Genomic DNA, 18,689 nt, shown 5'->3' with positions numbered 1-18,689 from the left:
GAGGAGGTTCCGCCATGCGTAGGTCCCGCCGGTCCCGATTCGCCGCGGCCGTGGTGGTGCTCATAGCCGCCGCCTGCGCGGTCGCCGCGGCCGCCGAGCACATCGCCGCCGCCGACCCGTCGCCCGGCCGGCCGCGGCCACGGGACGAACGCGCCGCCTGCAACGCCTGGGTGCGCGGCTCCCACGCCACCGCGACCTGCTTCAACCCCTACCCCCAGACGGACCGGGTGCAGCTCCACGTGGAGTGCGAGCGCTGGTGGGACCCGGACATGGACGGCGCCCCGGTCGAGGTGGGACCGGCCCAGTACGTCCAGCTGTCGCAGCGGTGCTGGAAGGAGATACGGGAGGCGTGGGTGAGCCACCTGCGCTGACGTGCCAGGACGGCTGAGGTGTCAGGGCCGCCAACGTGCCTGGGCCGCCCACGTGTCTCGGCCGCCGACGTGCCTGGACCAGGCCCGGGGTGGAGCCCCGGTCACGAGCCCAGACGCGAGAGACGGCACGCGTACGGATGCGCGCCGGCCTCCGCCGCCGCCCGTTCCCCGTCCCCGTCCCGGATCGCCGCCACCAGCCGCGCGTGGTCCACATGCGCCTCCGGCCGCAGCACGCGGCCGACGTCCGCGCGCAGGAAGTCCCGCAGCACGCCGCCCAGGTCGGCGTAGAGCTCCGCCAGGACCTCGTTGTGCGCGGCGGCGACCACCGCCATGTGCAGCGTCGCGTCCGCCTCCACGAACGCCTCCGTGTCACCGGACTCCCACGCGCGCTCGCGCCGGTCCAGCAGCGCGTCGAGCTGCTTGACATCGTGCTCGGTGCGGCGCTCCGCCGCGAGCTGCGCCGCCTTCGTCTCCAGGGCGCTGCGCAGTTCGGCGACGTGCAGCGGGTCGGCGTCGGCGAAGCGGCGGTTCATCACCCCGGAAAGCTCGCTGGTCGCCACCACGTACGTGCCCGAACCCTGCCGGATGTCCAGCAGCCCGTTGTGCGCGAGCGCGCGGACCGCCTCCCGCACGGTGTTGCGGGCCACCCCGAGCTGCTCCACCAGCTCGGGCTCGGTCGGGATGCGCGATCCCACCGGCCACTCGCCGGAGGTGATCTGGGCGCGCAGCTGGGCGATCACCTGGTCGGCGAGCGCGGAGCGCCGGGGCGAGGTCAGCGGCATGACTCTCCTGGCTTCGAGCCGTCAGCGGGTGGGAGGGCTCTCCCATGATGCCGCTCGCGGGCGGGCGCGAGGCCGCAGGCACCGCAAACGATTGGACAGGCATTCATCCCATGATTCTATGATGACCTCATGGCAGATGACGAGCTTGCGACGATCGACTCCGCCGCCCCGGCGCCGACCGGGACCGCACACACGGCCCGGATCGCGGGTCCGGGGACCTCGGCCGCTGGGGCGGCAGCCCCCGGTGCCGCGGCGGCGTCCGGGTCGAGAGCCGCCGCCGTCGCCCCGTCCGGCGCCGACGTCTCGCCCTGGCCGCGGCGGCTGATGATCGCCGGCCTCGTCCTCGCCGCCGTCAACCTCCGGCCCGCCATCACCAGCCTCGGCGCCCTGCTCGAGGAAGTGCGGGACGGCCTGGGGATGAGCGGCACGGTCGCCGGACTGCTGACCTCCGTACCCGCTCTGTGCTTCGCGCTCTTCGGGCTCACCGCGCCCTGGCTGGCCCGCCGCTGGGGTCCGGCCACCGTGGTCTGCGCCGGACTGGCCGCCATCACCGCGGGCCTGGTCATACGGCCGTTCGCGGGCGGCACCGCCGTGTTCCTGGCGGCCAGCGCGCTCGCCCTGGCCGGTATCGCCGTGAGCAACGTCCTCATCCCGGTGATCATCAAGCGCTGGTTCCCCGACCGGGTGGGCGCCATGACCGGCCTGTACTCCATGGCCCTGGCCCTGGGCACCTCCGCGGCGGCCGCCGTCACGGTGCCCATGACCGACGCCATGGGCGGCGACTGGCGCACCGGCCTGGGCGTGTGGGCGCTGCTGGCCGCCGTCGCCGTGCTGCCCTGGCTCGCCGTCGCCGGCGGGCGTACGAACCGGCAGGCGCGCCGCGAGTCCCGCGCCGGGACGCCGGAGGACGCCCCCGCGATCCGTATCACCCGCAGCCCCATCGCCTGGTCGATCGCGGTGTTCTTCGGCCTCCAGGCCACCGCCGCGTACATCACCATGGGCTGGATGCCGCAGATCTTCCGGGACGCCGGGGTCTCCGCCTCCACCGCCGGGGTGCTGCTGGCGATCACCATGGCGATGGGCGTGCCGCTGTCCTTCGTCCTGCCGCGGATCGCGGCCCGGCTGCGCCACCAGGGCGTGCTCGCGGTGGTCCTCGGCGTCTTCGGGCTCACCGGCTACGCCGGGCTGTGGCTCGCCCCGGCCGGCGGCGCCTGGGTCTGGGCCCTGCTGCTCGGCGTCTCCAACTGCGCCTTCCCGCTCGCCCTCACCATGATCGGTATGCGCGCCCGGTCCGGCGCCGGCGTGGTCAAGCTGTCGGCGTTCGCGCAGAGCACGGGCTATCTGCTGTCCATCCCCGGGCCGCTGCTGGTGGGCGCGCTCTACCAGCACACCGGCGGCTGGGACCTGCCGATCGCGCTGATGGCCGGGCTGATGCTGCCGCAGATCGCGGCGGGCGTGCTCGCCGGGCGGAACCGCGTACTGGAGGACGAGCTGCGACGCCCCGTCCGCGACGAGCTGTGACGCCCCGCCCGTGAGCCCTCCGGGGCTGATGGGACACTTGGCCCATGTCGTCTCCCGTGCTCGACCCCAATCCGCAGAACGGCCAGAAGAAGCTGCTCACGATCCTGGGCGTGATGCTGGGCATCACCGTCGTCATCGGCGTGATCGCGACCATCGCCTCGCCGTGACAGCCGTGGCATCCGGGGGATGGTGGTGCTGGCACCACCATCCCCTAGGGGGCAGGCGTCAGGGGCAACTGGGTGGCTCACCGGATGGGATCGGGCGCCGCGGCTCCCTAGATTCGTAGGTGTCGTCGTCACAGCGTCCGCTCCCCACCCGGAGGCGATCATGCCCGCCCGCACCCACACCCGGTCCGTCCGTCCCCCGCACAGCGGCGTGGAGATCCGGCTTCCGTGGTGGGCGATAGCGCTCCCGGCCATCGCCTACGCGGCGCTTCTGCTGCTGCAGGCAGCCCCGCACTAGACGTTTTTTCCTGGTCACCCCCTGGGAGGGGAGGGGCCCAACACCCCGCGCCTCATACCGCGTTTCGTGCGAAGCTGTAACCCATGAGCGTCGATGTGCCCCGCAGGATCGTCCTACTCCGACACGCCAAGGCCGACTGGGCCCAGGAATCCGATCACGAACGACCGCTCGCCGACCGCGGCCGCCAGGACGCCCCGATGGCCGGGCGCTGGCTCGCCGGTGCCGGCATCACCCCTGACCTCACCCTCTGCTCGACCGCGCTGCGTACCCGCGAGACCTGGAAGCTGGCCGTCCACGAGCTGCCGCAGCGGCCGAGGACGGTCTACGAGGAGCGGATGTACGAGGCCTCGCTCGGTGAGCTGATCGCCGTGCTCAACGAGGTCTCCGACGAGGTCCACGACCTCATGCTGGTCGGCCACAATCCCGGTATGCACGGGCTGGCCGACGCGCTGGCGGGCGAGGCCGACGGCGATCTGCTGCCCCGGATGAACCGCAGTGGATTCCCCACGTCCGCCGTCGCGGTGCTGACCTTCACCGGCTCCTGGAAGTCCGTGGAGCACGGCGTGGGCCGCCTCGTCGCGTTCTGGGCGCCCCACGCCTGATACGCGCACCGGGCCCCCGCCGCGCAGCAGGGGCCCGGTTCCGGCATCCTTATCCGGGGCCGCCCGGTCAGTCGCTGTGGGTCTCCGCGGCCTCGACCTCTTCCCGCGTGACACCCAGCAGATACAGCACGGTGTCCAGGAACGGCACGTTCACCGCAGTGTGCGCGGCCTCGCGCACCACCGGCTTGGCGTTGAAGGCCACCCCGAGCCCTGCCGCGTTGAGCATGTCCAGATCGTTCGCGCCGTCCCCGATCGCCACCGTCTGCGCCAGCGGCACCCCGGCCTCGGCGGCGAACCGCCGCAGCAGGCGGGCCTTGCCCGCCCGGTCCACCACGTCCCCCACGACGCGGCCGGTCAGCTTGCCGTCCACCACCTCCAGGGTGTTGGCGGAGGCGAAGTCCAGGCCCAGCCGCTCCATGAGGTCGTCGGTGACCTGCGTGAACCCGCCGGAGACCACACCCACCTGGTAGCCCAGGCGCTTGAGCGTACGGATGAGGGTGCGGGCGCCCGGCGTCAACCGGACCTCCGCCCGCACCTTGTCCACCACGGACTCGTCGATGCCCTTCAGCAGTGCCACGCGCGCGTGCAGCGACTGCTCGAAGTCCAGTTCACCGCGCATCGCCTGGGCCGTGACCTCCGCGACCTCGGCCTCGCAGCCCGCGTGCGCGGCGAAGAGCTCGATCACCTCGTCCTGGATGAGCGTGGAGTCCACGTCCATCACCACCAGCCGCTGCGCCCGGCGCTGGAGCCCCGACGACACCACCGCCACATCGACGCCCCAGGCCGCCGCCTCGGTGACGAGCGCCGTGCGCAGCGGCTCGGTCGCCACGCCGGAGACCTCGAACTCCACCGCCGTCACCGGGTACTTGGCCAGCCGGAAGACACGGTCGATGTTGCCGCCGGTACCGGTGATCCGCGCCGCGATCGCGGCCGTGGACTCGGCCGTCAGAGGGTGGCCGAGCACGGTGACGTGCGAGCGGCCGGTGCCGCGCGGCCGGTTGTCGCCCCGGCCGGAGATGATCTCCGCCTGGAGCCGCAGCGACTCCGCCCAGCTGTGGACGGTCGCGCGCAGGTCGCCCTCGGCCGCACCGGCGCCGGTCGGCGTCGTCACCAGGGCGCACAGCACTATGCGCCCTCGTGTGACGACCTGCTCGATGTCGACGACGTCCACGCCGTAGGCGGCGAGAGTGTCGAACAGGCCGGCGGTGATGCCGGGCCGGTCCTTACCGAAGATCTTGACCAGCAGGGTGGGTACGTCGTCGCCCGGTACGGCGGTGGCAGGTGGGATCTGCGATGCGCTCATGGTGATTCCACCGTATCGGGCCGCCCGAGAAGCTCGCCCGGCTGTCCGTGCAGCGGACAGGCGTACGGCATGGAGCGTTCGACGCGCCGTAACCGAATGGTCACGTACCCCTGATGGCCGGGCCCTGACCGCGTCAGCCGCCCCGCCGCATGGTCCCTCGCGCCGGCGCGGGCCCCGACGCTCGCGCCGGCGCCGACGCCTGTGACCCCGCGACCCCCGTGAGCCACGCGAGCAGCGCGCCGACGAAGCCCGCCGCCGCACCCCAGGCCGCGCCCAGCAGCAGCGCCAGCGGAATGCTGCCGTGCAGGTCGATCCCGGCCCCGAAGGCGTCGAAGCCGAGCACCGACAGGCTCGCCCCCGCCGAGAGCCCGGTCAGCCACACGGCCAGGGGCAGCGTCACCGCCGTGGCGGCCCCAGCCGCAGCGCGCACGACCCCGCGAAGTCGTACCCCGGCTCCTCCCGTCCCGGCGGAAGCGGCGTACGGACAGCGGTGAGCACCCCGGCGGCCAGCATCATCAGCGCACAGGCCGCCGCCAGCAGCCAGACCCGCCCGTCGAGCTCCGCCAGCCGGCCGACCGTGATCGACCGGTCCCCGCCGGTGCTGAGCAGATCGTCCAGCGGATCGGGCAGTACGGACCGCAGCGCACCGGTCGCCGACCCGTGCCAGGGCACGAAGAGCCCCAGCGGCACCCCCAGCCACACCCCGTTCGGCGCGCCGAGCAGCGCGGCGCCGAGCACGACCGCGGGGTGGTCGTCGTCGATCGCCGCGATCACCGCGGTCGTCAGCCCGGCGCCGACGGCGAGCAGCAGCACCGCGCACAGCGCGGACGCGGCGGGCCGTACGGTCCGGTGCAGGGCCTCCCAGCCGTGCGGCAGCGGGCCGCGGCGCGACACCAGCAGCGCGATGCCCAGCACGATCAGGACCCAGACCGCGCCGCCCACCAGCGAGGGGCCGGTGTCGACGGAGTAGCCGACGTGCGCCTGAGCCCGTGCCAGCTCGGCGATACGGCTCGGCAGCAGCCCGCCGCCCAGCTCCGCGAGGTCGCCCAGTTCGTCCGGAAGGCGGTCGAGCAGCCCGCCGTCCCGGAGCCCGGCACCGTCCAGCCCGAGGCCCGAGCCGTCGATCGTGACCGTATCGTTGCCCACCCAGCACAGTCCAGCCAGAACCAGGACGAAGAGGACGGCCATCGCGGCGGCACGCACGACGAGTTCCGCGACGGGCACCACCGCTCCGGACATGCGCAGCGAGCGCAGGAAGATCCCGCCGAGCAGCAGCGCGCCGACGAGGGAGACGCCCAGTGGCGTGATATCGACGGCGCTCGCGGCGTCGGCGCCGACAAGGCCGAACACCTCCACGTCTCCTGACGGGGTGACGGTGCCGCCGGCCGCGAGGGCGACCACGGCGGCCGTCATGGGCCCCAGCGCCCCCACGTCGTCGGCTCCGAGCAACTCCAGGCCGAGCGCGGCGACCCCCACCATGGCGATGAACGCCCAGCTCACTGCCGTGAGCGCGGCGAGCGCCGCAGCGCCCCAGGGGATCCTTCGTCCGCTGCTCGCCGTCATGACGGTTCCCCCGGTAGGTACGAGTTCGGTGTGAATTGACCGTGAGTTACCCGGATGATCCATGATCTGCGTCATCCATGGCCGCTTACCACTTTCCGAGGGCCTTTCGGATGAGTCGCTACGGCCCGATACGCGCCCCTGTCAAGGCCCGACTTTCGGTACGGGGACCGAGCCTGAAATAGTTCCTCACGATGTTCGCCATCCCTAGACTCCCTGGTGTCAGGGGGGAAACTCGGGGGACAACTAGTGGGGCATGGAGTGCCGGAACTCGTACTGGAATTGAACGGACAGACCTGGACACTTGATCCATCCAGGTCATACAGCCTTGGTCGCGACCCGCAGGGTGACATGGTGCTGGACGACGCCAGGGTCTCCTGGCGGCACGCCACCGTGCGCTGGGGCGGGCGCAGTTGGATCATCGAGGACCAGGGCAGCACCAACGGCACGTACACCCAGGGGCAGCGGATCCAGCAGCTGGAGCTCGGCCCGGGCTCGGTGGTGCACCTCGGCAACGCGACCGACGGACCCCGGCTGAGCCTGTCCGCCGCCGCGGACCCCGCCGGCTCGGGTGCCTTCAACGCCCCGAACAGCGCACCGAACCACGCCCCGCACGCGGTACCAGGGCAGCAGCAGGCCCCGCACTTCCAGCAGCAGCCGCAGGCTCCGGTCCAGCAGCCGCAGCAGCAGCCCGGTCCCGGCTGGGGGGCCGCCCCGCAGCAGCCGTACCAGCAGCAGCCCCCGGCGCAGGGCTGGCAGCAGGCCGCGCAGCAGGCTCCTCCGCAGCAGCCGCCGCACGGCGCTGCCCACCAGCAGCCGCAGGGGTACATACCGCAGCAGGCCCCGCGGGAGACCCCGGCCCAGAAGGCGCCCGGCGCCGGCGCCGCGGCGGCCCCGCCGGCCCACGGCGACCGCAGCCCGACGACCTTCCACCAGCTGGCCCTCGGCCGGGTGATGCGGATCGGCCGTGCGCTGGAGAACGAGCTGGTCGTCTCCGACCTCCAGGTCTCGCGGCACCACGCCGAGTTCCGCACGCTGCCCGACGGCCGCTTCGAGATCGTCGACCTCGGCAGCCACAACGGTACGTACGTCAACGGTCAGCCGGTCCGTCAGCAGGTCATCGGCCCGGCCGACATCGTCGGCGTCGGTCACTCGACCTTCCGGCTGGTCGGCGACCGGCTGGAGGAGTTCGTCGACACCGGTGAGGTGTCCTTCTCCGCCCGCCACCTGACGGTGACCGTCGACGGGGGCAAGCAGATCCTCAAGGACGTCTCCTTCGGCGTCCCGGAGAAGTCCCTGGTCGCGGTCATCGGCCCGTCCGGCTCCGGCAAGTCCACGCTGCTCAAGGCGCTCACCGGCTACCGCCCGGCCAACCAGGGCGACGTCCTCTACGACAACCGGAACCTCTACAAGCAGTTCGCCGAGCTGCGGCAGCGCATCGGCCTGGTCCCGCAGGACGACATCCTGCACAAGGAGCTGAGCGTCAAGAAGGCCCTGCGGTACGCGGCCAAGCTCCGCTTCCCCGGCGACACCGCGGCGGCCGAGCGCGAGGCCCGTATCAACGAGGTGCTGCGCGAGCTCAAGCTCGACATCCACGCCGAGAAGAAGGTCCACTCGCTCTCCGGTGGTCAGCGCAAGCGCGTCTCCGTCGCGCTGGAGCTGCTCACCAAGCCGTCGCTGATCTTCCTGGACGAGCCGACCTCCGGCCTCGACCCGGGCATGGACCGCGACGTCATGCAGCTGCTGCGCGGGCTGGCCGACGACGGCCGCACCGTGCTGGTGGTCACCCACTCCGTGGCCGAGCTGGCGCTGTGCGACAAGCTGCTGGTGATGGCGCCGGGCGGCTCGGTCGCGTACTTCGGCCCGCCGGAGGAGGCGCTCAACTTCTTCGGCTACGAGACGTGGGCGGATGTCTTCTCGGCCTTCGAGAACTACCGCGACTACGACTGGGCGGGCCGCTGGCGCGGCTCGGAGCACTACCGGCTGTACGCCGCGGACCTCGACGCCGTCGCCCCGCAGCAGGTGCACGTCCAGCCGCCGCCCGCCCGGGTGGCCAAGCCGCAGAGCTGGGGCTCCCAGCTGTGGACACTGATCCGCCGCTATCTGTCGGTGATCGCGTCCGACCGGGGCTTCATGGCCCTGATGGTGATCCTGCCCGCCGTCCTCGGTGTCGTCAGTACGGTCATCCCGGCGAAGGACGGCCTGGTCCACGCGCCGGCGCCCAAGCACAATCCGCAGGCGGGCACGGTCATCATGATCCTCGTGGTCGGCATGTGCCTGTCCGGCGCGGCGAACTCCGTACGTGAGCTGATCAAGGAACGGGTGATCTACGAACGGGAACGGGCCGTCGGCCTGTCCCGCTCCGCGTATCTGATGTCCAAGGTCATCGTGCTCGGCGTGATCACCGCCTTCCAGGGCGTGATCATCTGCGCCATCGGCCTGCCCAAGCGCGAGCTGCCGGAGGAGGGCCTGATCCTCCCGCCGTTCGCCGAGCTGTGCGTGGCGATCATGGCGATCGGCTTCACCTCGATGATGGTCGGCCTGGTCATCTCGTCCCTGGTGAAGACCTCCGAGAAGACCATGCCGCTGCTGGTCATGTTCGCGATCGTCCAGATCGTCTTCACCGGCATCATGTTCCAGATCTACGACTCGCCGGGTGTGGAGCAGGTCGGCTGGCTGATGCCCGCCCGCTGGGCGGTGGCCGCGGCCGGCGCCACGCTGGATCTCGGTCCCGGTGGCGGCGGCGTGATGGCGCCGTGGGACAAGGAGAACATGAACAACCCGGACCCGCTCTGGGAGCACGTCGCCTCGCAGTGGTACACCGACCTCGCCGTCCTGCTCGCCATCGGCGTCATCTGCGGCTTCGCGGTCTCGCGGCTGCTGCGCCGCCACGAGCCGGAGGTCATGCGCAAGTGACGTCGGCCTGACGACGCGCCGAAGGGCGGCACCCCTGTTGCGGGGGTGCCGCCCTTCGGTATGCCGGAGGGGCTCAGTACGCCGAGTTGACGTTGTCGATCGAGCCGTACCGGTCGGCCGCGTAGTTGCAGGCCGCGGTGATGTTGGCGACCGGGTCGTAGATGTCCCAGGACGTGCCGTCGACGTGGTAGGCGCGGAAGGTCGGGTCGATGACCTGCAGCAGGCCCTTCGAGGGGATGCCGTTGGCGGCGTTGACGTCCCAGTTGTTGATCGCCCGCGGGTTGCCGGTGGACTCGCGCATGATGTTGCGGTGGATGCCGGAGTAGGTGCCCGGTATGCCCTTGGCCTTCATGACGTCCAGGGCCTCGCGGATCCAGCCGTCGAGGTTGTTGGCGTAGACCTTGGGGGCCGAGGCGGCCTTGACGACCGGCTTGCGCGCGGCGGACCGGCTGGCGGCCTCCGCGGCGGCGCGCTTCTTGGCGATCTGCTCCTTGATGACGCGGTCGCGCTCGGCCTTGGCCTTGGCGGCGGCCGCGGCCTTCTTCTTCGCCTCCGCGTCGGCCTTCGCCTGCTTGGCGGCCTGCGCGGACTGCTGGGTCAGGCTGTTCTTCTGGATCTCGCCACCGAAGGTCGACTGGTCGAGGGCCACAGGCTTGGCGGAGAGCGCCTTGGCGTCCGTGTTGTCGGCGCTGGCCGGCACGACAGCGAAGGCCAGGGCGGCGGTGCTGGCGGCGGCGATACCGGCGGCGGAAAGCTTGTGGGTCTTGGTGAGACGGCTATAACCGGGGATGCTGGGGACGCGCATGCGGTGAAGTCCTCTTCCAATCGCTTGAGTCGCATCGGCCGGAGCGTCGGCGCGAAAAAAGCGCCGCGTCTCGATGACGGCGCCGTGCGACTCGGCAATTGTTAGCGGCGGCAAAAACGCGTGGCAAAGGTGTGACGTACTAAGCCGCTTAGTGGAACCCAGGCCCCCCGGAAGGCGTCCAGGGCGCCTTCCTCCCCGCTTATACGCGCCTTAAACGTCCACTAATCCGGTTCGTAAGTGATGTGCGTCCTATGCGTAGGGTCACACCCGGAGCCCCTCCTTCTCGCTCTGTGTGCTTGAGCGAATACGGGAATCCGGGTGTTCCGGTCGCCCTGGGGCGAGTCGTCAGAATTCGACGATCACTTGGTCCAGCGACTTGCGGACCAGGTCGGGGACGACGCAGTCGTCGGCCGGATAGCCCACGGGGATCACCGCGAACGCCTTCTCGTTCGGCGGCCGGTCCAGCACCTCGGACAGGAACCGCATGGGGCTGGGCGTGTGCACCAGGGCCGCCAGCCCCGACAGGTGCAGCGCGGACAGCAGCATCCCCACCGCGATCCCCACCGACTCGTCCACGTAGTAGTGCTTGCGGCGCTCGCCGTCCGGCCCGAGCCAGTGGCGCTGCTGGAAGACCACGATCAGTTGCGGGGCGTCGGTCAGATGCGGCTTGACCTCGTCCGTGCCCAGCGGGCGCAGCGCCGCCAGCCACTCCTCGCCGAGCCGCCCGCCGTAGGAGACGTGCTCCTCCGCCTCGGCGGCCTCCCGGATCCGCCGCCGTACCTCGGGATCCTTGACCAGGACGAACGTCCAGGGCTGCTGATGCGCCCCGGACGGCGCGGTCGCCGCGCAGGCGATGGCGTCCCGCACCACCTGCTCCGGCACCGGATCGGTCGAGAACCTCCGTACCGTCCTGCGCTCCGCCATCCGCTCCCGCAGCTCGGCGGCGCGCGCCAGCGACTCCTCGGCCGGCGTCCGGGCGGGCCGGTAGGGGACCGGGCGGTACGGCTCGCCGTGTGTCGGCGTCCAGCTCCTCATGGGTATGGACATATAGGGGAGTGTGGCCCGCCGTCGGGCCCGCCGAAGGGGTTTCCAGGAACTCAAGGGGATTCCCGGACCTGAAGGGGGTTTCCCGGAACTCGCCTCTGGGCCCTAGGTCGCAGGGCCTAGGCGGGAGCCGCCGCGAGCCTGATACCCGCCGGACGGTCCGCCGGTACGGTGATCTTATGAATGCGGTACCGGGCGGTGATCCCGGAGCGGGGCTGGCCAGCGTGAGCAGCGCGCTGCTCGACATGAACCGGCACCTCGAGGTGCGCGACGTCCTCCAGACGATCGTCGTGTCGGCCCGCCAGCTGCTCGATGCCGAGTACGCGGCGCTGGGCGTGCCCGACGATCACGGCGGCTTCGCCCAGTTCGTCGTCGACGGGGTCAGCGAGGAGCAGTGGAAGGCCATCGGCCCGCTGCCCCGCCAGCACGGGATCCTCGCCGCGATGCTCAAGGACGCCACGCCGCAGCGACTGGCCGACGTCCGCCAGGACCCCCGCTTCGAGGGCTGGCCCGCCGCCCACCCCGACATGTCCGACTTCATCGGGCTGCCCGTCGCCGACGGCGACGACGTACTCGGTGCGCTCTTCCTCGCCAACAAGAGGTGCCCCAAGCCCGAGGGCAGCTGCGGCTTCACCTCCCAGGACGAGGACCTGCTGGGCATCCTCGCCCAGCACGCCGCCATCGCGCTGACCAACGCCCGGCTCTACGAGCGCAGCCGCGAACTGACCATCGCGGGGGAGCGGGCCCGGCTGGCCAACGAACTGCACGACGCCGTGGCGCAGAAGCTCTTCTCCCTGCGCCTGACCGCCCAGGCCGCCGCCGCCCTGGTCGACCGGGACCCCGCCCGCGCCAGGACCGAGCTCCACCAGATCGCGGCGCTGGCCGCCGAGGCCGCCGACGAGCTGCGGGCCGCCGTCGTCGAACTGCGCCCCGCCGCGCTCGACGAGGACGGCCTCATCGCGACCCTGCGCACCCAGATCCAGGTGCTCGACCGCGCCCACACCGCCCGCGTCACCTTCGCCGCCCACGGCGTCCGGGCGCTGCCCGCCGCCCAGGAGGAGGCGCTGCTGCGCGTGGCCCAGGAAGCCCTGCACAACGCGCTGCGGCACTCCGGCGCCGAACGCGTCGACGTGACCCTGACCCGCCTGGAGGCCGGTGGCGCCCTGCTGCGCGTCGCCGACGACGGCGGCGGGTTCGACCCGACCGCCGTACGGCGCGCGGGGCGGCACCTGGGCCTGGTCTCGATGCGGGACCGCGCCGGCGGGGTCGGCGGCAGGCTCAGGGTGGACTCGGCGCCCGGCAAGGGCACGCTGATCGAGATGGAGGTGCCCGGTGGCTGAATCATCAGCAGAAGAGGCGACGCGATGGGGGTCCTCCCGGGGGCACCGCCCAGTGGCCGCGCTGGGGGAGGAGTCCGGGGGAGTCCCGTCAGAAGGGCGATGGCGGGCGACGGGCGGGAGGATCCGGGTCCTGCTGGTCGACGACCACCAGGTGGTACGGCGCGGACTGCGCACCTTCCTGGAGGTCCAGGACGACATAGAGGTCGTCGGCGAGGCGGCCGACGGCGACGAGGGCGTCACCCGCGCCCAGGAACTGCGGCCCGACGTGATCCTCATGGACGTGAAGATGCCCGGCACCGACGGCATCGAGGCGCTGCGCAGGCTGCGCGAGGCGGACAACCCGGCCCGGGTGCTCGTCGTGACCAGCTTCACCGAGCAGCGCACCGTCATCCCCGCGCTGCGCGCCGGCGCCGCCGGCTACGTCTACAAGGACGTGGACCCCGACGCGCTGGCCGGCGCCATCCGGTCCGTACACGCCGGGCACGTGCTGCTCCAGCCCGAGGTCGCCGGAGCGCTGCTGTCCCAGGAGGAGTCGGGCGGCGGCGGAGGCCGCGGCGGCACGCTCACCGAGCGGGAGCGCGAGGTGCTCGGGCTGATCGCGGACGGGCGCTCCAACCGGGAGATCGCCCGCGCGCTGGTGCTCTCCGAGAAGACCGTCAAGACCCACGTGTCGAACATCCTGATGAAGCTCGACCTCGCGGACCGCACCCAGGCGGCACTGTGGGCGGTACGGCACGGCATCGGGGCCTGACGCGCCGATCGGTCGCGGGCGATCCATCACGTCATGTGCCGAGCAGAGATTCATACCGTCGGGTGTATGTCACCCGATCAGCGCAACCTCGCTGGTCCTGGCCCGTTCTCCATGGCGTGCACGGCAATTGCCGGGCATCACGCTAGAAGGGTTTGACCAAGTGAAGAACATCAAGAAGCTCGCGGCCGTTGCCATCGCGGCGGGGGCCTCGCCATCGCCGGTGCCGGCGTCGCCGCCGCCGCCCCGGGTGCCCCGGGCGTCCCGGCCGGACCGGGCGCCCTGGCGCAGGGCGGGGCCACCGGCTCCCCCGGCGTCGCCTCGGGCAACGAGATCCAGGTGCCGATCAGCGGCCCGGTGAACGTCTGCGGCAACAACGTGGACGCGGCCGAGCTCCTCGGCTTCGACGTGCCCGGCAACTGCTGACCGCACCCGGCACCGCACCATCGACGGCAGGCCCCGCGCGTCTCTCGACCGCGGGGCCTCGCCGCGTCCGGCGGCCTCGACCATGGCCATGTCGGGCGGCCCTCAGCCCTCGCCGCGTTCCGGCGGCCCTCGGTTGTCCCCGCTGCGGCGCTTCCGCCTCAGCCCTGGTCGCGGCGGCCCTTCCGCCTCAGCCCTGGTCGCTGCGGCGCTCCCGCCTCAGCCCTGGTCGCGGCGGCGCTCCCGCTCCTCCACATACGCGTTGTACGCCGCCACCTGCGCCCGGCGCGCGGTCCGCTCCACCGGTCGCAGCACCTCCGCGCGCGCCGCGATCTCCGACGCGCTCACCGCCGCACCGTGCTCCCGGCCGCCGGCCCCCTGCGCGATGCCGATCAGCGCGCCGACCCGCTGGGCCAGCTCCAGCACCCGGATCGCCCGCGTCGGATAGCCCGGCGCCAGCACCTCGCGCCCGCGCTCGGCCCGCGCCCGGTACGCCTCGAGCGCCGCCTGCGCGACCGGGCCCGCCCCGGCCACGTTCAGCCGGGAGAGCACGTCGGTCGCCTCCCGCAGCGCCTCCGCCAACTCGCGCTCGGCCTCACCCAGCGAGGGCACATCGGCGGGCGGCGCCTCGCGCACCGGCAGACAGCGCCACGCCACCTCCACATGCGTGTCGCCCGCCGGCCCGGCCTCGAAGACCTCCGGCACCAGTCCCAGCGACACACCCGACGCGAGCACCGCCTCACCCGCCTCCAGCGCCCGCGCGTTGAACTCCGGCGGACCGCTCAGCCCCAGCGGGTGGCCCGGCGCCGGCAGCGCCACCCGCAGTCCCGTGGCGCCCAGCACCCTCAGCCGGCCGAGGGCCAGCGTCAGACCGACCGGCGCCGACTCCCCGGGCAGATCGGCGACGCGGTGCGTCGCATCACCGCCCGTGATCCGAAGAGCGGCCTCATCGGGCGAGACAAGTCCGGCAAGAAGGGCATTTCCCCACGCGGCGAGGCGTCCTGAGCGAGGTTCGTCGAGCATGCCCCCAGCCTAGGGACTGGCACCGACACCACGTGGCGTAGGTTTTCCCTGGGGACTGCGCCTACCGGCGCAAGCGACATTCGAGACTGCAATGGGAGACAACGCGCTCATGAGCGATGTTCTGGAGCTGGTGGACGTATCCGTGGTCCGCGAAGGCCGGGCTCTGGTGGACCAGGTCTCCTGGTCGGTCGCCGAAGGGGAGCGCTGGGTGATCCTCGGCCCCAACGGCGCCGGCAAGACCACCCTCCTCAACGTCGCGTCCAGCTATCTCTTCCCGACCAGCGGCACCGCGCAGATCCTCGGGGAGAAGCTCGGCGGAGTCGACGTGTTCGAGCTGCGCCCGCGCATCGGCATGGCGGGCATTGCCATGGCCGACAAGCTGCCGCGCAGCCAGACCGTGCTGCAGACCGTGCTCACCGCCGCCTACGGCATGACCGCGCACTGGCACGAGGACTACGAAGCCGTCGACGAGGAGCGCGCCCGCGCCTTCCTCGACCGGCTCGGCATGACCGACTACCTGGACCGCAAGTTCGGCACCCTCTCCGAGGGCGAGCGCAAGCGCACCCTGATCGCCCGCGCCATGATGACCGACCCGGAGCTGCTGCTCCTGGACGAGCCCGCCGCCGGCCTCGACCTCGGCGGCCGCGAGGACCTCGTACGGCGGCTGGGCCGGCTCGCCCGCGACCCGTACGCCCCCTCCATGATCATGGTCACCCACCACGTCGAGGAGATCGCCCCCGGCTTCACCCACGTCCTCATGATCCGGCAGGGCAAGGTGCTCGCCGCCGGCCCGGTCGAGACCGAGCTGACCTCGCGCAACCTCTCCCTGTGCTTCGGGCTGCCGCTGGTCGTCGCGCGCAACGGCGACCGCTGGACCGCCCAGGGACTGCCGCTCACCAAGTAACCCGCCGCCCCGGCCCCCGGCGGTCCGGTCGGCCCGCGCCCTGTTCCCCCGTACACGGCGCGAACTACCATGACCATGTGGACGCATGGGTGTGGTGGCTGATCGCCGCTGGAGGACTGGGGATTCCGCTCGTGCTGACCGCGATGCCCGAATTCGGGATGGTCGCGGTCGGCTCCGTCGCCGCCGCCCTCACCGACGCGCTCGGCGGCGGACTCGTGCTGCAGACGGTGGTCTTCGCCGCCGTGTCGGTCGCGCTCATCGCCGCCGTACGCCCGATGGCCAACCGCAGCCGCCGCCGGCCCCCCGAACTCGTCAGCGGCGTCGAAGCGCTGAAGGGCCGCCAGGCGGTCGTCCTGGAACGGGTCGACGGCGCCAGCGGCCGGATCAAACTCGCGGGCGAGGTCTGGTCGGCCCGCGCCCTCGACACCGACCAGGCCTACGAACCCGGACAGCAGGTCGACGTCGTCGACATCGACGGCGCCACGGCCGTGGTCATGTGACCCCGTCAGGTCATGTCACCCCGTCAGGCTGCGCCGGACACCGGTTATCTGAAAGACTTCAACATCATCGTTCCGACGACACCGACAGTCCTGACCGACACAAGCACGAAGGGCACGGGGAGCCGCTGTGGGAATCATCATCGTCCTGATCATCCTGGTGGTGCTCGTCTTCATCGCACTCATCAAGACGATCCAGGTCATCCCGCAGGCCAGCGCGGCCATCGTGGAGCGCTTCGGGCGCTACACCCGCACCCTCAACGCGGGCCTCAACATCGTCGTGCCGTTCATCGACTCGGTCCGCAACCGCGTCGACCTGCGTGAACAGGTCGTGCCGTTCCCGCCCCAGCCGGTGATCACCCAGGACAACCTCGTCGTCAACATCGACACCGTCATCTACTACCAGGTCACCGACGCCCGCGCCGCGACCTACGAGGTCGCCAGCTTCATCCAGGCCATCGAGCAGCTCACCGTCACCACGCTGCGCAACATCATCGGCGGCATGGACCTGGAGCGGACCCTCACCTCCCGTGAGGAGATCAACGCCGCCCTGCGCGGTGTCCTGGACGAGGCCACGGGCAAGTGGGGCATCCGCGTCAACCGCGTCGAGCTCAAGGCCATCGAGCCGCCGACCTCCATCCAGGACTCGATGGAGAAGCAGATGCGCGCCGACCGGGACAAGCGCGCCGCGATCCTCCAGGCCGAGGGCGTCCGTCAGTCCGAGATCCTGCGCGCCGAGGGCGAGAAGCAGTCCGCGATCCTGCGCGCCGAGGGCGAGGCCAAGGCCGCCGCGCTGCGCGCCGAGGGCGAGGCCCAGGCGATCCGCACCGTCTTCGAGTCCATCCACGCCGGAGACCCGGACCAGAAGCTGCTGTCGTACCAGTACCTCCAGATGCTGCCGAAGATCGCGGAAGGCGACGCCAACAAGCTCTGGATCGTCCCCAGCGAGATCGGCGACGCGCTCAAGGGACTCGGCGGTGCCATCGGCAACTTCGGCCCCATGGGCGGCGGCTCCGGTTCCCCCAAGGAAGCCGCACCGCGCCGCGAGCAGCCCAAGATCGACTGACCCGGCACACCACCACCATCGGCACCACGAGCTGCCGCCCGCGCCCACGGCGCGAGCGGCAGCTCATCTCATGTCGGGCGGTGGGCGCGCCTCAGGCGGCGCGCGGAGTCAGCCAGTCCGGCAGGTCACGGGCGGCCGACGGGCCCAGCGCGAGCAGCAGCGCGTCCGAAGGGGACGGCTCGAACGGGGCGTTGAGCAGCCGCATCCCCGCCTGCTCCGGGGTCCGGTCCGCCTTGCGGTGGTTGTCCTCCGCGCAGGACGCGACCGTGTTCAACCAGGTGTCCCCGCCCCCGTGCGACCGGGGCACCACGTGGTCCACCGTCGTCGCCCTGCCCCCGCAGTACGCGCACCGGTGCCGGTCCCGGACCAGCACACCGCGCCGTGACCACGGCGCCTGTCTTCGGAACGGGACCCGTACGTACCGGCACAGCCGGATCACCCGCGGCAGCGGCACATCGACCGCCGACGCCCGCACCCGGAGCCGGGGATGCGCCTGCTCGACGACGGCCTTGTCCTGGAGGACCAGCACCACCGCACGCCGCAGCGTCACCGTCGACAGCGGCTCGAAACTCGCATTGAGGACCAGCGTCTCGCGCACCCGGACCACCTCCCGCACACCGGCGCACCGGCCCGCTCCGAACGGGCGGGCCGGGATCAACTCTGGCGTGGTGCAGGTGCGGCGACAACGCAATTTAGCGGCGCGGACGGCCCCGTGGGCCCGTCCGCGCCGCCGGTCTCACGCCCCGGCCGGCGTCTCGTACTCGGCGATCACGTTCGCCCTGGCCAGCGTGTGGAAGCGCAGATGGAAACCGACGACCGCGGGCGAAGCGTCCGCGTCCGGGCCCAGCTTCTCGGTGTCCACGGCGTAGACGGTGAACACGTAGCGGTGCGACCCGTCCCCGGGCGGCGGCGCGGCACCGCCGAAGTCCCGCGTCCCGTAGTCGTTCCGGACGTGGACGGCGCCCGCCGGCAGCCCCTTGAACCCCTCACTACCCGCCCCGGCCGGCAGTTCGGACACCGACGCCGGGATGTCGAACAGCACCCAGTGCCAGAAGCCGCTGCCCGTCGGCGCGTCCGGATCGAAGCACGTGACGGCGAAGCTCTTCGTCGCCTCCGGGAAACCCTCCCACCGCAGATGCGGGGACGTGTTCCCCTTCGCGTACACCTGGGCGGCATTCAGCGTGCCCTCGTCCTCCACATCCTCGCTCCGCACCGAGAAGGACGGCACCGGGGGATGGAAGTCATGGGGGAGCGGACGCCGGCTCTGCTGTGACACGTCGAAACCTCCTGCTGCTCGTACGAGACGCATGCGCCGCAAGCCT

At 71.9% G+C, this 18,689-nt stretch carries 19 protein-coding genes and 1 pseudogene; 12 read left to right on the top strand and 8 right to left on the bottom strand.

Annotated features, from left to right (window positions below; translation table 11 throughout):
- The first annotated feature begins 14 nt into the window (after positions 1–14).
- Positions 15–371, top strand: a complete 357-nt coding sequence (locus Q3Y56_RS06765; protein WP_304461038.1) for a hypothetical protein — start codon at positions 15–17, stop codon at positions 369–371.
- Between the two features lie 101 nt (positions 372–472).
- Here Q3Y56_RS06765 and Q3Y56_RS06760 read toward each other — a convergent pair whose 3' ends face one another.
- Positions 473–1,153, bottom strand: a complete 681-nt coding sequence (locus Q3Y56_RS06760; protein ID WP_304461037.1) for a FadR/GntR family transcriptional regulator — start codon at positions 1,151–1,153, stop codon at positions 473–475.
- Between the two features lie 129 nt (positions 1,154–1,282).
- Here Q3Y56_RS06760 and Q3Y56_RS06755 point away from each other — a divergent pair, with 129 nt between their 5' ends.
- The 4 genes from Q3Y56_RS06755 to Q3Y56_RS06740 all read left to right on the top strand — a co-directional run bounded on the left by Q3Y56_RS06755 (position 1,283) and on the right by Q3Y56_RS06740 (position 3,738).
- The gene (locus tag Q3Y56_RS06755; protein ID WP_304461036.1) at positions 1,283–2,674 is read left to right on the top strand and encodes an MFS transporter; all 1,392 of its coding nucleotides are present in this window, start codon (positions 1,283–1,285) and stop codon (positions 2,672–2,674) included.
- Positions 2,675–2,718: 44 nt separating this feature from the next.
- A complete protein-coding gene (locus Q3Y56_RS06750; protein WP_304461035.1) occupies positions 2,719–2,841 on the top strand; it encodes an SGM_5486 family transporter-associated protein in 123 nt (40 codons plus the stop codon).
- A gap of 160 nt (positions 2,842–3,001) precedes the next feature.
- Positions 3,002–3,136: a hypothetical protein gene (locus tag Q3Y56_RS06745; RefSeq protein ID WP_304465909.1), complete on the top strand. Its 135-nt coding sequence runs from the start codon at positions 3,002–3,004 to the stop codon at positions 3,134–3,136.
- 83 nt (positions 3,137–3,219) lie between these two features.
- The gene (locus Q3Y56_RS06740) at positions 3,220–3,738 is read left to right on the top strand and encodes a histidine phosphatase family protein (RefSeq protein WP_304461034.1); all 519 of its coding nucleotides are present in this window, start codon (positions 3,220–3,222) and stop codon (positions 3,736–3,738) included.
- A 67-nt stretch (positions 3,739–3,805) separates the two neighbouring features.
- Here Q3Y56_RS06740 and serB read toward each other — a convergent pair whose 3' ends face one another.
- Positions 3,806–5,041, bottom strand: a complete 1,236-nt coding sequence (gene serB, locus Q3Y56_RS06735; protein ID WP_304461033.1) for a phosphoserine phosphatase SerB — start codon at positions 5,039–5,041, stop codon at positions 3,806–3,808.
- A 133-nt stretch (positions 5,042–5,174) separates the two neighbouring features.
- Positions 5,175–6,520: pseudogene (locus Q3Y56_RS06730) on the bottom strand (streptophobe family protein).
- Between the two features lie 330 nt (positions 6,521–6,850).
- Here Q3Y56_RS06730 and Q3Y56_RS06725 point away from each other — a divergent pair.
- Positions 6,851–9,517, top strand: coding sequence for an FHA domain-containing protein (locus Q3Y56_RS06725; protein ID WP_304461032.1), 2,667 nt, complete (start codon positions 6,851–6,853; stop codon positions 9,515–9,517).
- A gap of 73 nt (positions 9,518–9,590) precedes the next feature.
- Here Q3Y56_RS06725 and Q3Y56_RS06720 read toward each other — a convergent pair whose 3' ends face one another.
- Positions 9,591–10,322, bottom strand: coding sequence for a transglycosylase SLT domain-containing protein (locus tag Q3Y56_RS06720; RefSeq protein WP_304461031.1), 732 nt, complete (start codon positions 10,320–10,322; stop codon positions 9,591–9,593).
- A gap of 345 nt (positions 10,323–10,667) precedes the next feature.
- Positions 10,668–11,369, bottom strand: coding sequence for a nitroreductase family protein (locus Q3Y56_RS06715; protein ID WP_304461030.1), 702 nt, complete (start codon positions 11,367–11,369; stop codon positions 10,668–10,670).
- 176 nt (positions 11,370–11,545) lie between these two features.
- On the opposite strand from Q3Y56_RS06715, the gene Q3Y56_RS06710 reads away from it, so the two are divergent.
- From Q3Y56_RS06710 to Q3Y56_RS33370, 3 genes are all read left to right on the top strand, one after another.
- Positions 11,546–12,706 carry a GAF domain-containing sensor histidine kinase gene (locus Q3Y56_RS06710; protein WP_304461029.1) on the top strand — a complete coding sequence of 387 codons (1,161 nt, stop codon included), beginning with the start codon at positions 11,546–11,548 and terminating at the stop codon, positions 12,704–12,706.
- Between the two features lie 61 nt (positions 12,707–12,767).
- The gene (locus tag Q3Y56_RS06705; RefSeq protein ID WP_304465499.1) at positions 12,768–13,457 is read left to right on the top strand and encodes a response regulator transcription factor; all 690 of its coding nucleotides are present in this window, start codon (positions 12,768–12,770) and stop codon (positions 13,455–13,457) included.
- 213 nt (positions 13,458–13,670) lie between these two features.
- Complete coding sequence (locus Q3Y56_RS33370) at positions 13,671–13,880, top strand: chaplin (protein ID WP_369696848.1); 210 nt, start codon at positions 13,671–13,673, stop codon at positions 13,878–13,880.
- A gap of 216 nt (positions 13,881–14,096) precedes the next feature.
- Here Q3Y56_RS33370 and Q3Y56_RS06695 read toward each other — a convergent pair whose 3' ends face one another.
- Positions 14,097–14,900: a hypothetical protein gene (locus tag Q3Y56_RS06695; RefSeq protein WP_304461028.1), complete on the bottom strand. Its 804-nt coding sequence runs from the start codon at positions 14,898–14,900 to the stop codon at positions 14,097–14,099.
- A 109-nt stretch (positions 14,901–15,009) separates the two neighbouring features.
- Between Q3Y56_RS06695 and Q3Y56_RS06690 the strand changes: the two genes are divergently transcribed.
- The 3 genes from Q3Y56_RS06690 to Q3Y56_RS06680 all read left to right on the top strand — a co-directional run bounded on the left by Q3Y56_RS06690 (position 15,010) and on the right by Q3Y56_RS06680 (position 17,367).
- On the top strand, positions 15,010–15,804 hold the full coding sequence (locus Q3Y56_RS06690) for an ABC transporter ATP-binding protein (protein ID WP_304461027.1): 795 nt from the start codon (positions 15,010–15,012) through the stop codon (positions 15,802–15,804).
- 77 nt (positions 15,805–15,881) lie between these two features.
- Positions 15,882–16,304 (top strand): NfeD family protein, encoded by a 423-nt coding sequence (locus tag Q3Y56_RS06685; RefSeq protein WP_304461026.1) that lies wholly within the window; start codon positions 15,882–15,884, stop codon positions 16,302–16,304.
- Positions 16,305–16,431: 127 nt separating this feature from the next.
- Complete coding sequence (locus Q3Y56_RS06680; protein WP_304461025.1) at positions 16,432–17,367, top strand: SPFH domain-containing protein; 936 nt, start codon at positions 16,432–16,434, stop codon at positions 17,365–17,367.
- 91 nt (positions 17,368–17,458) lie between these two features.
- On the opposite strand, the gene Q3Y56_RS06675 is transcribed toward Q3Y56_RS06680, so the two are convergent.
- On the bottom strand, positions 17,459–17,965 hold the full coding sequence (locus tag Q3Y56_RS06675; RefSeq protein ID WP_304461024.1) for an HNH endonuclease: 507 nt from the start codon (positions 17,963–17,965) through the stop codon (positions 17,459–17,461).
- 138 nt (positions 17,966–18,103) lie between these two features.
- A complete protein-coding gene (locus Q3Y56_RS06670; RefSeq protein WP_304461023.1) occupies positions 18,104–18,643 on the bottom strand; it encodes a YbhB/YbcL family Raf kinase inhibitor-like protein in 540 nt (179 codons plus the stop codon).
- Positions 18,644–18,689 lie beyond the last annotated feature (46 nt).

The organism is Streptomyces sp. XD-27 (assembly GCF_030553055.1).
Lineage (GTDB): Bacteria > Actinomycetota > Actinomycetes > Streptomycetales > Streptomycetaceae > Streptomyces.
This window is presented reverse-complemented; position numbering and strand designations above follow the sequence as displayed.

Coding starts and splice junctions, on each gene's coding strand:
- Q3Y56_RS06765 (WP_304461038.1), top strand. CDS start 15: ATGCGTAGGTCCCGCCGGTCCCGATTCGCCGCGGCCGTGGTGGTGCTC.
- Q3Y56_RS06760 (WP_304461037.1), bottom strand. CDS start 1,153: ATGCCGCTGACCTCGCCCCGGCGCTCCGCGCTCGCCGACCAGGTGATC.
- Q3Y56_RS06755 (WP_304461036.1), top strand. CDS start 1,283: ATGGCAGATGACGAGCTTGCGACGATCGACTCCGCCGCCCCGGCGCCG.
- Q3Y56_RS06750 (WP_304461035.1), top strand. CDS start 2,719: ATGTCGTCTCCCGTGCTCGACCCCAATCCGCAGAACGGCCAGAAGAAG.
- Q3Y56_RS06745 (WP_304465909.1), top strand. CDS start 3,002: ATGCCCGCCCGCACCCACACCCGGTCCGTCCGTCCCCCGCACAGCGGC.
- Q3Y56_RS06740 (WP_304461034.1), top strand. CDS start 3,220: ATGAGCGTCGATGTGCCCCGCAGGATCGTCCTACTCCGACACGCCAAG.
- serB (WP_304461033.1), bottom strand. CDS start 5,041: ATGAGCGCATCGCAGATCCCACCTGCCACCGCCGTACCGGGCGACGAC.
- Q3Y56_RS06720 (WP_304461031.1), bottom strand. CDS start 10,322: ATGCGCGTCCCCAGCATCCCCGGTTATAGCCGTCTCACCAAGACCCAC.
- Q3Y56_RS06715 (WP_304461030.1), bottom strand. CDS start 11,369: ATGTCCATACCCATGAGGAGCTGGACGCCGACACACGGCGAGCCGTAC.
- Q3Y56_RS06710 (WP_304461029.1), top strand. CDS start 11,546: ATGAATGCGGTACCGGGCGGTGATCCCGGAGCGGGGCTGGCCAGCGTG.
- Q3Y56_RS06695 (WP_304461028.1), bottom strand. CDS start 14,900: ATGCTCGACGAACCTCGCTCAGGACGCCTCGCCGCGTGGGGAAATGCC.
- Q3Y56_RS06690 (WP_304461027.1), top strand. CDS start 15,010: ATGAGCGATGTTCTGGAGCTGGTGGACGTATCCGTGGTCCGCGAAGGC.